This is a genomic window from uncultured Corynebacterium sp. (genome assembly GCF_945649885.1).
Taxonomy (GTDB): Bacteria; Actinomycetota; Actinomycetes; order Mycobacteriales; family Mycobacteriaceae; genus Corynebacterium.
Genome location: NZ_CALZFS010000086.1, coordinates 1 through 12,336, shown reverse-complemented (window position 1 = coordinate 12,336; position 12,336 = coordinate 1). Strand labels below are relative to the sequence as shown.

The following is a 12,336-nucleotide window of genomic DNA, read 5'->3' as shown; positions in this document are numbered from 1 at the left end:
GAAGCTAGGTTGACCTGACTTTTTCTAATTTGTCATCACTTATATATCGAATAAAGAAAATCATCCCCTTGGGAATCAACATAGTCATAAAGAGTCGCAGAGGGATGGTGGCTTATCTGCACAGCGCTGCCGATTTGATCTAAAAACTGCAAAATGAACAGTTTCTGTGCTCAGTTAATCCAGCTGGCCGCGCAGCTCTTCAGCCTGGTCAGCAACCTCATAGAGGTCATCTTCAGCAAAGCGCTGCGCCACAACATGTTCTTCCGGCGATAGTGCGAAGTACTTCAGAGCTGTACTGATCTGGGTTTTCTCCTTGGAGTCCACGTGGAGGTTTGTTTCCTTTTTCTCCGCGATCACGGTGGCCAGTGCTGCCACCAGCATGAAGGCATCCCCGTAGCCATCGACCTGTGCGTCGGTGTAGTTGCCGGAGAGTTTATCCAGGCCCAGTTCGCCAAAGAGTTCGCCCACATCGATGGTGCCACCGGAGTGTTCCTGCAGGTAGGTGTTCAGGGCTGTGGCTTCGTCTGATGTGCTGAATACGGCATCGGGGTTGCTCATGGTGGGGTCTCCTTCACAGATCGTTTTCTTTGGACCCACACTACGCCTGGAAAAACACCGAAGGCGGTGGGCAGCAAGAATAGCTGCACACCGCCTTCATGGATTCCTCAATAAGAGAAACCTTCAGGGTTTACTCCCACTCGATGGTTCCTGGTGGCTTGGAGGTTACGTCCAGAACCACGCGGTTGACATCGGCAACCTCGTTGGTGATGCGGGTGGAGATGCGCTCAAGCACCTCATAAGGCAGGCGGGTCCAGTCGGCGGTCATGGCATCTTCAGAGGACACCGGACGCAGCACGATGGGGTGGCCGTAGGTACGGCCATCGCCCTGGACACCAACGGAGCGCACGTCTGCGAGCAGAACAACCGGGCACTGCCAGATAATGCCGTCCAGGCCAGCGGCGGTCAGCTCGGTGCGAGCGATCAGATCAGCATGTCGGAGGATCTCCAGGCGGTGTTCGGTGACTTCACCGATGATGCGGATACCAAGACCTGGTCCTGGGAATGGCTGACGGCCAACGATTTCCTCAGGCAGGCCGAGTTCGCGGCCAACGGCACGAACCTCGTCCTTGAACAGCAGGCGTAGTGGCTCCACCAGTTCGAACTCGACATCATCAGGAAGGCCGCCCACATTGTGGTGGCTCTTGATGTTGGCGGTGCCTGATCCTCCTCCGGACTCAACAACGTCCGGGTAGAGGGTGCCCTGGACCAGGAAGTCCACGGTGGAGCCCTCTGGGGCTTCGTTGAGAACTTCTGCCACGGCACGCTCGAAGGAACGGATGAACTCCGCGCCAATGGCCTTACGCTTGGTCTCTGGCTCGGTGATACCGGCCAGCTTGTTCAGGAATGCTGCGCGCTCATCGACGGTGATGAGCTTGGCGCCGGTGGCTGCCACGAAGTCAGTTTCAACCTGCTCACGCTCGCCGGCGCGCAGCAGACCATGATCGACGAATACGCAGGTCAGGCGATCGCCGATGGCACGCTGCACAAGTGCTGCGGCCACGGCGGAGTCAACACCACCGGACAGGCCACAGATGGCACGTCCTTCTGGTCCGACCTGCTCACGGATCTTCTCGATGAGTTCTTCCGCGATGTTGGCTGCGGTCCAGTTTTGCTCCAGGCCGGCGATCTCGGTGAGGAAGCGGGTCAGGACCTGCTGGCCGTGTGGCGAGTGGAGTACCTCTGGGTGGTACTGCACGCCAGCCATCTTGCGTTCCTTGTTCTCAAAGGCTGCAACTGGTGCACCTTCGGAGGAGGCGGTGACGGTGAAGCCCTCAGGTGCGGCGGACACGGCATCGCCGTGGCTCATCCATACCTTGTGGGAAAGCTCGAGGCCTTTGTGGAGTACGCCGCCCTCAACGTTGAGGTCGGTGCGTCCGTACTCACGCTTACCGGTGTGGGCAACAGTGCCACCCAGAGCATGGGTCATGGCCTGGAAGCCGTAGCAGATGCCGAAGACCGGCAGGCCAAGCTCGAGGATTTCGGCGTCGAGGGCTGGTGCGTTCTCTGCATAAACAGAGGAAGGTCCACCGGACAGCACCAGGGCTGCCGGGTCCTTGGCACGGATCTCCTCGGCGGAGGCGGTGTGCGGGACAACTTCGGAGTAGATTCCGGCCTCACGCACGCGACGTGCGATCAGCTGCGCGTACTGTGCGCCGAAGTCCACGACAAGTACTGGGCGATGATTAGGTGTAAGGCTCACAGAAGATCACTCTACTAGACGCACTGCCAGATACTATTTTTGCCTATTGCAGGCAAAAGCTCAGCTGCTGCTGACTGCGTGCGGTAGGCACACAGGGTGGGTATCGCTCAGCAGGTGTTCTGCCAACTTTCTGTCAATCCACGCATAATGACGGCCTGTCCCCCACACTGCTCGCAGAAGCTCCCCTACAGTGTGGCCGTTCTTATTTCTCAACTATTTCTTAGGGGTTTCCTCCTCCATGTCAGACCACAGTTCCCCACGGGGCAGCTCACCGTCAGTGATCAGTGCACAACATGTGAGCATGGTTTATGGCAGGGGATCCACCGAGGTCCGAGCCTTGGATGATGTCAGTCTGGACATCCCACGTGGGAAGTGGACCTCCATCATGGGACAGTCAGGTTCGGGTAAAACCACGCTGCTGCACTGCCTGTCAGGGCTGTCCACCCCGACATCCGGTGTGGTTACGCTCAACGCGAAGAAACCACTGACGTTGAGTTCACTGTCGGAAAACAAACGTGCCAAGCTGCGGCGCACCCACATCAGCGTGGTGTTTCAGGATTTCAACCTGGTCCCCATTCTCTCCGTGAAGGACAACATCACCCTTCCGATGCGTCTTGCCCACCAACGTGTGGATAAGGAGTGGTTCGATCAGGTCACCGAGATCCTCGGTATCGGTCACCGGCTCAAGCATCTTCCCCAGGAGCTGTCCGGTGGGCAGCAGCAGCGTGCTGCTATTGCCCGTGCCATGATCAACCGTCCAGAGGTGTTGATCGCTGATGAACCGACGGGAAGTCTGGACTCTGCCACCAGTGATGCGGTGAATGATCTCTTCCGTCATGTGGTGGATGTGTTCGGCCAATCCTTGGTGTTTGTCACCCATGATCAGGATGCTGCCCGGCGCGGGGATCGTCTGATCACCATGCGTGATGGGCATATCGTGAATTCTGAGGAGCTGCTCCGATGATTCATCTGGCTCTTCAGCAGTTGCGGCGTCGGGGGCTGCGTTATGCTTCGTTGTTTTTTGCGGTGTTTGCCTCTGTCGCTCTGACGGTGGCGGCCACTGCCCTGACTTTGTCGGTGGTGAACAATGTCAATGAGTTGTTCACCAAGCCTTATGCACAGGCTGATGTTGTCATTCCGGTGACCGCTGATGATGAGCTGGTTGTTGATCAGATCAGGGGACAGGTGGCTGCTGTCCCCGGTGTGGAGGCGGTGACCTATCAACAGAATTCTGTTGTGTTCATACGTCTACCTGGTGGGATTTATGAAGATGCTGTGGTGCAGACCATTGAACCTGGTCCGCTGCAGTGGCGTGAGGTGACTGAGGGGCGTCTTCCTGAAGCTGCCCACGAGATTGTGGTGACTGACTCTGACGAGGCACCTGAGGTTGGTTCGGAGGTGTCACTGCGGGTGTCCTCCGATAGGGATGATCAGGTGTTCACCGTGGTGGGCCATGTTGAGTCTGCTGCCCAGGAGGTCATGAGTGGTACCGACACCTTGATGCTCACGCAGCAGTCGATGCGGGATTGGGGTCAGAGTAGTCACCGGGGTGAGTTCCGTGTCCGGGGTGATCAGGCGTCCATAGCGGACATCACCCAGGCGGCATCGGTGGCAGATGCCGCTACATCAGTATCCTCTGCCCAGGGGTATGCGGATGAGCTGGCGGATTCCTATCTTGGTTCCCGAGATCGTTATTTCCTGCTGTTGTTTGCCTTTGTTCTCGTGGCTGCAGCGGTGGCCTTCCTGGTGGTGTTCTCCGCCTATTCTGTTCTGGCTGGTGAACGGACCAGGGAGTTCGGGTTGATTCGTTCGCTGGGTGCTTCCACTCCACAGATTCTCGGTTCAGTGGTTGTCGAGTCGTTGATTCTGGGGCTGGTGGCCTCAGGTCTGGGGACTCCTGCGGGTCTGTTCATGGCCCGATTATTGGCTCAGGAGGCACCACGGTTTGGAGTGAGGTTCCCCATTGACAATGTGGATGCGCCCTCCCAGTTGCTGTGGTTGATCTTGGGTGCAGGTGTGGTGATGCCGGTGTTGGCTGCTCTTCCCGCCACTGTCAGTGTGGTCCGTCAGCCTACTGTTGCGGCACTGACCTCTTCGGCGGTGATGCGCAGCCATCCCGCATCGGTCATCCTGTGGTGGTTGTTGACCCTTGGCCTGGGTGTTGGCAGTTGGTGGTTGTTCAGGCAGCTTCCACAGCTGACGGGTGACCGGGTGCTTCTTGCTACTCTTGCTGCTTCTGGCTCGGCGATTCTTGTTGTTCTCCTGGTGCTGGCTTTGCTGCTGGCCTCAGTGATCCAGTCGTTTTCACGTCTTCTGGGTTCCCTTCCGGTGCCCTCACTGCAGCTGGGTATGGCGTTTGCCGGACGGCAGAAGATCCGTGCCGCAGCGTTGGTTGCTGTCATCATCGCTGGTGCGGCACTCACCTCTGCGGTGTTGCATGGCCAGACTCAGATCCGGGAGCATCTGATGACCACTGCCACGGGAATGGGTGGCTCAGATCTCCGGGTGACATCACTGGATGATGATGTGCCCCCTGCTCTGCTCGATGAGATCGCACATCTTGAGGGTGTCAGTGGTGTTGTTGCCCCGGGTACCACCACGGTGGACTTCCTGGATGCAGGAACTGTCACCGCCATGGTGTTGGATGATGCCACCGGTGAGACTGTCCTGCGTGGGAAGGATTCCGGAGCTCTTCCCGGCACCGTGGTCTTAGGCCAGAGCTCAGGCCTGCAGGACCTGCTGAAACCAGGTGCTGAGGTAGCTGCTGAGATCAACGATGAACCTGTGCACGTGAAGATCCTGCACGGTAATGATTACGCCACCATGGTCCATCCAGGCCTTGTTCAGCAGGCCCGTGATGTCAAAGCCACTGAGCTGGGGGTGAGTTCTGATTACCTACCGGAGCAGCCGGTGCGCAGCATGTTGGTGCTTCTCGACGGCCCCGCCCATCAGGACGCCGAGGGTCCAGGTGTTGCTGCGGTTCAGGAGACAATCGCCTCCTATCCTGGGCGTTATTCCATCTCTGAGGGGTTCACCACACGCAGCAACACTGTGAATCTGGTGGAACGTGTCAGCACCATGTCCACCCTGCTCTCCCTGGTTGCCCTGATCATCGCGGCGGTGGGACTGATCAATACTGTCGCGCTCACCGTGGCGGAACGTGCACGTGATCGTGTACTCCTGCGGGCCATCGGGCTGACCCGTCCTGGGCAGGTCCTGGTGATGGTCACTGAGATGATCTCCCTGGCGCTACCTTCAGCGGTCATCGGTGCTGCTGTTGGTGGGCACTTCGGCACCTATATCGCCCAGGTTGCCACCGGCCACCGTGGGGTGCCGATATCAGATGTCAGCAGTCTGGATCTGAGACTGGTCATGCTCATCACCGCGGCGATGACGCTGGGCGGCGTACTCTGTGGCCTGGTTGTCCTGAGCCGGAAGATCTGAGGATGGCAGTGGAGTTAAACATCTGAGCAGGGATTGGTGAGCCAGTATTTGATGAAGCCTGCTGCTTCATGGAACACCTGGTAAATGATGATGTTTTCATTGATGGAGCGGACATTGGCCACCTTGACCTCAGACAGATTCGTGCACTGGTTGAAGAAGTAGTTCACCCGCCTGGTGTGTGGTCTGCTGGTGACCATGATGGCGGATTCCCAGTGCTGTTTCTCCGCCAGTTCATGAAAGGTCTGTGCTTCACCTGAGGTGATCACGGGATAGGGGTCCATGCACCAGGTGTTGATGCCTTCAGGTTGGTCTTTCCCCTGGCAGTGGCTGTACCCCACCTTGTCTTTGGCACCGGAGGGGTTGGACACCACGAAGTTCTCGATGCCGTAGTCTTCGGCGATCTTTGCGCCCAGTTCATGTCTGCCATCAGAGGCACCCGCGATGACCACCACCACATCAGCGTTGTCTGGTCGTTCATTGGGTGGGTAGATAGTCCAGAGGGTGAAGGTCGAAAACGCCATCGCCAGAATCAGGCACAAAGACACCAGCATGATCGCCGCTGCGCGGATAACCGCACCGATCCGGCTTCCATCATTGATGCGTTTTCGCTGTTTGAACCGCATGACGTCTCCCAATCCTCCACAATCACCCCAGTTGCCCCCATGGTCGGGCCTAAGCCGAGCATGAGACTACCAGCGGATGTGGAAAATTAAGAGTCAGAAATTTAAGGCACCTTTCACCCTCTCCGCGCCCACCTAAGCTGTGTGGTGGACCGGTGCGAGTTTGTACACCGGGGTGTCCAGTCCCTCATAACGAGCCTTGAGCTGGAAGGCCAGATAGCGGGAGTAGTGGCGTGACTGGTGGAGGTTTCCTCCGTGGAACCAGAGGTTGTCCACCTGGGTGGGTTTCCACATGTTGCGTAGCTCGCTCTCCCAGGGGCCGGGGTCCTTGGTGGTTTCTGATCCCAGGCCCCACACACGTCCCACCTGGTCTGCAACTTCCTGGCTGATCAGTTCCGCCGCCCATCCATTCATGGATCCGTAGCCGGTGGCCAGGACGATGACATCTGCGGGTAGTTCAGTGCCATCAGTGAGCACCACGGTGTCCTTGGTGACATGGTCGATGCTCACCTTGGAACGCACCGGAATCCTGCCATCTGCCACCAGATCAGAGGCACCGACATCGATGTAGTAGCCGGAACCACGACGCAGGTATTTGAGGAAGAGACCGGAATCATCATCGCCGAAGTCCAGGAGGAAACCGGCCTTTTCCAATTTGGAGTAGAACTCCGCATCATCTTCACGGATCTTGTCAAAGGCTGGTCGCTGAGCATCTGCCAGGATGGCGTAGGGCCAGGAGGCAAAGAGAAGATCAGCGGTATCGGTGTCAATACCTGCTTCGATGGCTTCCTCGGAATACAGCGGTGCAAACACCTCACGCATGAGAGATTCGGAACGCACGATGTGGGTGGAGGAACGTTGGATCATCACGGGGTGCGCACCATTTTCATAGAGGTCCGCGGCGATGTCATGAGCAGAGTTATTCGCTCCCAGGATGATCACGTTCTTAGCCTCATCCTGACCACCACCGGGATGTTCGGAGGAATGTCGGATCTCACCCGCGAAGTTCTCCTGACCGGTGATGTGTGGCTTATTGGGCAGTCCGGACATGCCGGTAGCCATCACCAGGTGGGTGGGCTTGAGTTCAATATCCTCGCCATCACGGTTGACATGCACTGACCAGGTGCCTGAGTCCTCATTGAAGTGGGCGGAGGTGCATTCGGTACGCGACCAATAGTCCAGGTCCATGATGCCCACATAGTGTTCCAGCCAGTCCCCCATCTTGTCCTTGGGGGTGAACACAGGCCAGTCATCGGGGAAGGGAATATAGGGCAGGTGGTCGTACCAGACCGGATCATGCAGGCACAGTGAGTAATAACGTGAACGCCACTGGTCACCGGGACGGTCATGCTTGTCCACCACGATGGTGGGCACACCCTGTCGCTTGAGACGTGCTGCAAGTGCAATACCGCCCTGGCCACCGCCAATAATGAGGGTATAAGGCTGTTCTGTGCAGCCCAGTGATGCCTGGCGGTCTGCCCGCTGGTCCGCCCAATTCTTCCGGTCAGGGTGAGCACCATGTTCCGTGCCCAGTGGACGACGGCGTCCCTTGGGCTCCGGATGCTCTATGAACTCTCGTGCAGAGGTCAGCAGGGTCCAGCACTTCCCATCACGTAGACGCGCGATGCCCCGGGCATGGAAGTCTGCGGTGTCACAGGTGAACTGGATGCGGATGACACCCTCTGATTCTTCAATGACTTCTTGGAGCTTCGTGTTGGAGATGACGCACCGTGGGTGGGTGGCAGCGATCATCTGTCGGATCTGTTCACTGCCTTCAGCGGTGGTGAGGTTCCAGGTGAATGACAGGAGATCGCGCCAGAAGCCCTCCGGTTCAAAAAGTTCGGTGACATCATCCGGGTCCCCGGCAGTGGTGGTTGCTTCCAGCTGGTTCAGCCAGTTGCTGGCAGCAGTATGCAGATCGGACAAGGCATCAGACGAGGTTAGGTTCATGTGTCTTAACTCCCCAAAATAAAAGGTGCATTAAATCTCATTGATTCAATAATGAGATTCAGATTACATAAAATTATCTTGGTGGGCGTGGAAAACTTTCACTGAACATGAAAAGAGCCTGCCGAGCCCCCAATAAAATGGAGGGGCGTCGACAAGCTCTTTGCGGCTTTGTAGTCACTTAGGCGTTGAAGTGCAGTGGCACCTTCTGGAAGCTCTTCAGGTCGGTGAAGCCACACTTGGCCAGTGCGCGCTTGAGTCCGCCGGAGAAGTTCTCCACGCCCCAGGGCAGGGTGGAGGGGCCGTTGAGAATCTGCGCCAGGGTCGGGACCTCATCGTCGAGGTAACCGGAGTCAGCCACGATGCCACGTGGGAAACGTGGGTGGGCGGCAACGGCAGGCCAGAAGTAGCCCTTGCCTGCTGCTTCCTTGGAACGTGCCAGTGGGGAGCCCAGAACAACGGCGTCCGCACCGCAGGCGATCGCCTTGACAGCATCACCGGAGTTGTAGATCTCACCGTCGGCGAGGATATGGACATAGCGTCCACCGGTCTCATCGAGGTAGTCACGACGTGCAGCGGCGACATCGGCGATGGCGGTGGCCATGGGGACTTCCATGCCCAGTGCCAGCGCGTTGGTGTTCTCGCCGCCACCGACGATGATGCCCACGGCACCGGTACGCATCATGTGCAGCGCGGTGGTGTAGTCATAGACACCTCCGGCGATGACCGGGATCTCGATGGAACCGATGAACTCCTTGAGGTTCAGTGGTTCACCACCGGTGTTCACATGCTCAGCAGAGATCAGGGTGCCCTGGATGACCAGCAGGTCAGCACCGGCCTTGGCCACCACGGGTGCCAGCTCACGGGCATTCTGTGGGGAGACACGCACAGCAACGATCTCACCGGAGTCACGCACCTGGGAGATGCGCTGTGCCAGCAGCTCAGTGTCCAGCGGCGCGGCATGCAGTTCCTGCAGCACACGGGTGGCGGCAGCCTGATCGCCACCGCCGATGATCTCCAGTCCGCCGGCTTCATCGCGTCCGCCAGCCCCTTCATAGGCTTCAATCACCTTGGTGATGGCCTCATCCAGGTCAGCGTGGCGGCCCCACAGGCCCTCAGCGTTGATGACGCCGAGTCCACCCTGCTTGCCCATCTCGATGACAAATTCTGGGCTGGCCAGGGCGTCAGTGGGGTGGTTCATGAATGGCAGATCAAACTTGTAGGCATCGATATGCCAGTTGGTGTCAACGTCCTTGGAAGAACGGGTACGGCGGCTGGCGACGACGGAAATATCGTCCAGGCTGTATGTGCGTCGTGCCTCACGGCCGATGCCGATTTCTACATGGTCACGCATCTGTGACGGGCCTCCCTTGATGTTCGTATACGCAGCAGAGTTTACCCGACGTGCCTGCGCGAAACCGCTCGACCATCATGAACTTCACCGATAACAGGTTTTTCGCTGCTTCAGGCAGGTTTCCGGAAGGGGTTTAACACTTCCCACCCACGATAAAAGAAACCTCCACCCCTGTGCACTCCCCTGCCGTGTGGTGTGCACGCTAGCAGGGGAAACAGGGGTGGAGATTCTAACAGACTGGGGAAGTAGCCGGAGTCCTAGTGGTAGTTCGGTGCTTCGACGGTCTGCTGGATGTGGTGAGGGTGTGATTCCTTCAGGCCAGCGCTGGTGATCTGAACAAAGCGTGCCTTGTGCAGCTGCTCAATGGTGGCAGAACCGGTGTAGCCCATGGCTGCACGCAGTCCACCGACCTGCTGGTGGATGATGCTCTCGATGGATCCGCGGAATGGAACGCGGCCTTCGATGCCTTCGGGAACCAGCTTCTCCTCGCTGCGGACATCTGCCTGGAAGTAGCGGTCCTTGGAGTAGGAACGCTTCTCACCGGAGAGGCCACGGCCCTGCATCGCACCCATGGAGCCCATGCCGCGGTAACGCTTGTACTGCTTGCCCTGGATGGTGATGGTGTCACCGGGGGCTTCTGCGGTGCCGGCCAGCATGGAACCGAGCATCACGGAGTTGGCGCCGGCAGCCAGTGCCTTGGCGATGTCACCGGAGAACTGCATGCCACCGTCGGCGATAATCGGGATGCCTGCGGCATGGGCAGGAACTGCTGCTTCCATGATGGCGGTGATCTGTGGTGCACCGACACCGGCGACAACACGGGTGGTGCAGATGGAGCCTGGGCCGATACCGACCTTGAGTGCGTCAGCCCCGGCTTCGATCATGGCTTTGGCAGCCTCACGGGTGGCCAGGTTTCCGCCGATGATGTCCACACCGGGGAAGTCCTTCTTCACTCGCGCAACCATCTCGAGTACGCCACGGCTGTGGGCGTGTGCGGAGTCGACCACCAAGATGTCCACACCGGCATCTGCCAGTGCGCCTGCACGCTGATAGGACTCCTCGCCGGTGCCGATGCCGGCAGCAACCAGCAGACGGCCCGATGCGTCCTTGGAGGAGTTCGGGAACTGTTCAGTCTTGACGAAGTCCTTGACCGTGATCAGGCCGACAAGCTTGCCGTCCTTGTCCACGATCGGCAGCTTCTCAATCTTGTGGGTGGACAGCAGCTCCAGGGCTGCTTCCTTGGACACGCCTTCCTCTGCCACGACCAGTGGCATCGGGGTCATGACTTCGCCGACCTGACGGGAGCCATCAGTCTCAAAGCGCATGTCACGGTTGGTGCAGATGCCCAGGAGCTTGCCGTTGTCATCGACCACCGGCAGGCCAGAGATGCGGAAGCGGGCACACATGCTGTCCACTTCTTCAACGGTCATGTCCGGGGTGCAGGTGACCGGATCGGTGACCATTCCGGATTCGGAACGCTTGACCAGTTCAACGTTGTCAGCCTGCTCCTCGATGGAGAGGTTGCGGTGTAGTACGCCGAGGCCACCCTGGCGGGCCATGGAGATGGCCATGCGCGCCTCGGTGACGGTGTCCATTGCTGCGGAGATAATCGGGGTGCTCAGTCGGATGTTGCGGGTTACCTGGGTAGAGGTATCAACATCTGAGGGAACAATATCGGATGCATCTGGCAGCAGAAGCACATCATCAAAGGTCAATCCGACGAGGGCAACCTTGTTAGGGTCGTCTCCTCCGGTGGAAACTCGGCTCTGGTTGGTCATATGCGACAGTTCCTCCTCATTTTGTGTCCACAATTATCTAAACCTTAGTGCTAAATTCTCATTTCAGATAACTCTGCCCGGGGTACCCATGAATGTATATGGCCGCTGCAACACCCCCACGTGCTTGCTGCATCATGTTTAAGGCTCCCCGCGGTGCACACTTTCCTGCTGTCCCATGATGCATCACCGCCGCCTGTGGTTGCCCATTTCACCTCGTGGGCAATAGGGTTACGGGTGTGAACTTTGATGCGATGATGCCCCGCGACCCGTTTGCCGACGATCCCAATGACCCGGCATCCTTCCTTACTGATCATGATGACGAGCCCATGGAGCCGTTGTCTGAGGAGGAGCACAAGCATGTGGAGCAAGATCTCAAGCTGGTGACGGAGTTCAAGCGTGTGCTCCGCCCCCGTGGGATTGAAGGCATTTTCTTCATGTGTGAGGACTGTGATGAGTTCCATTATTACGACTGGGACATCATGGCCTCCAATATGCGTGCCACCCTCGCCGGTGAGTTAAGCCCGGTGCATGAGCCGAGCATGCAGCCCAATGTTGAGGCCTATGTGCCCTGGGACTACTGCCTGGGCTATCTTGACGGCCTGGAATCCCGCTAGGATCCGGCTGCTAAGAAACCAAAGAGGCTGTTGCCGCGCACATTGATGAATGTGTGTGGCAACAGCCTCTTTTGTCATCCCTCCCGCACTGCCCTGTTATTTAAAGCAGTGCCGGGGGGATGATCTTCAATTACTAGTTTCCGAGGAATTGCGGTGGGGCAACTTCGCCGCCACCAGCATTTCCGCCGCCATTATTCTCACCGGGTTCTCCACCGTTGCCGGGAGCAGATGGTAGCTGTTCCGTGGTGGGGGTTGGTGGCTCAATGACCTGGGTTGGGTCTGGAGTCCATACCGGTGGCTGAACAACCGTGGACACAAC

The 12,336-nt window shown here is 58.1% G+C and carries 9 protein-coding genes and 1 pseudogene; 3 read left to right on the top strand and 7 right to left on the bottom strand.

The features are described 5' to 3' along the window. Positions 1–174: 174 nt before the first annotated feature. Both Q0M74_RS09775 and guaA read right to left on the bottom strand, forming a co-directional pair. Positions 175–558, bottom strand: coding sequence for an imm68 putative immunity domain-containing protein (locus Q0M74_RS09775; RefSeq protein WP_293953892.1), 384 nt, complete (start codon positions 556–558; stop codon positions 175–177). A gap of 130 nt (positions 559–688) precedes the next feature. After that, the gene (guaA, locus tag Q0M74_RS09770) at positions 689–2,260 is read right to left on the bottom strand and encodes a glutamine-hydrolyzing GMP synthase (RefSeq protein WP_293953890.1); all 1,572 of its coding nucleotides are present in this window, start codon (positions 2,258–2,260) and stop codon (positions 689–691) included. Between the two features lie 238 nt (positions 2,261–2,498). Here guaA and Q0M74_RS09765 point away from each other — a divergent pair, with 238 nt between their 5' ends. Further along, entirely contained in the window at positions 2,499–3,224 is a 726-nt protein-coding gene (locus tag Q0M74_RS09765; RefSeq protein WP_293953888.1) for an ABC transporter ATP-binding protein, read from the top strand. Then, on the top strand, positions 3,221–5,704 hold the full coding sequence (locus Q0M74_RS09760) for an ABC transporter permease (RefSeq protein WP_293953886.1): 2,484 nt from the start codon (positions 3,221–3,223) through the stop codon (positions 5,702–5,704). Before Q0M74_RS09765 ends, Q0M74_RS09760 begins: the two co-directional genes overlap by 4 nt. Positions 5,705–5,718: 14 nt before the next feature. On the opposite strand, the gene Q0M74_RS09755 is transcribed toward Q0M74_RS09760, so the two are convergent. From Q0M74_RS09755 to guaB, 4 genes are all read right to left on the bottom strand, one after another. After that, positions 5,719–6,327: a YdcF family protein gene (locus Q0M74_RS09755; RefSeq protein ID WP_293953884.1), complete on the bottom strand. Its 609-nt coding sequence runs from the start codon at positions 6,325–6,327 to the stop codon at positions 5,719–5,721. 132 nt (positions 6,328–6,459) lie between these two features. Continuing rightward, entirely contained in the window at positions 6,460–8,274 is a 1,815-nt protein-coding gene (locus tag Q0M74_RS09750) for an NAD(P)/FAD-dependent oxidoreductase (protein ID WP_293953882.1), read from the bottom strand. A 178-nt stretch (positions 8,275–8,452) separates the two neighbouring features. Further along, on the bottom strand, positions 8,453–9,625 hold the full coding sequence (locus tag Q0M74_RS09745) for a GuaB3 family IMP dehydrogenase-related protein (protein WP_293953879.1): 1,173 nt from the start codon (positions 9,623–9,625) through the stop codon (positions 8,453–8,455). Positions 9,626–9,882: 257 nt separating this feature from the next. Then, positions 9,883–11,403 carry an IMP dehydrogenase gene (gene guaB, locus Q0M74_RS09740; protein WP_293953877.1) on the bottom strand — a complete coding sequence of 507 codons (1,521 nt, stop codon included), beginning with the start codon at positions 11,401–11,403 and terminating at the stop codon, positions 9,883–9,885. A gap of 236 nt (positions 11,404–11,639) precedes the next feature. Here guaB and Q0M74_RS09735 point away from each other — a divergent pair, with 236 nt between their 5' ends. Then, the gene (locus Q0M74_RS09735) at positions 11,640–12,017 is read left to right on the top strand and encodes a DUF5319 domain-containing protein (protein WP_293953875.1); all 378 of its coding nucleotides are present in this window, start codon (positions 11,640–11,642) and stop codon (positions 12,015–12,017) included. A gap of 133 nt (positions 12,018–12,150) precedes the next feature. On the opposite strand, the pseudogene Q0M74_RS09730 reads toward Q0M74_RS09735, so the two are convergent. Then, positions 12,151–12,336, bottom strand: a pseudogene (locus tag Q0M74_RS09730) (hypothetical protein); the annotation flags it as partial.

Coding starts and splice junctions, on each gene's coding strand:
- Q0M74_RS09745 (WP_293953879.1), bottom strand. CDS start 9,625: ATGCGTGACCATGTAGAAATCGGCATCGGCCGTGAGGCACGACGCACA.
- Q0M74_RS09760 (WP_293953886.1), top strand. CDS start 3,221: ATGATTCATCTGGCTCTTCAGCAGTTGCGGCGTCGGGGGCTGCGTTAT.
- guaB (WP_293953877.1), bottom strand. CDS start 11,403: ATGACCAACCAGAGCCGAGTTTCCACCGGAGGAGACGACCCTAACAAG.
- Q0M74_RS09765 (WP_293953888.1), top strand. CDS start 2,499: ATGTCAGACCACAGTTCCCCACGGGGCAGCTCACCGTCAGTGATCAGT.
- Q0M74_RS09775 (WP_293953892.1), bottom strand. CDS start 558: ATGAGCAACCCCGATGCCGTATTCAGCACATCAGACGAAGCCACAGCC.
- Q0M74_RS09755 (WP_293953884.1), bottom strand. CDS start 6,327: ATGCGGTTCAAACAGCGAAAACGCATCAATGATGGAAGCCGGATCGGT.
- Q0M74_RS09750 (WP_293953882.1), bottom strand. CDS start 8,274: ATGAACCTAACCTCGTCTGATGCCTTGTCCGATCTGCATACTGCTGCC.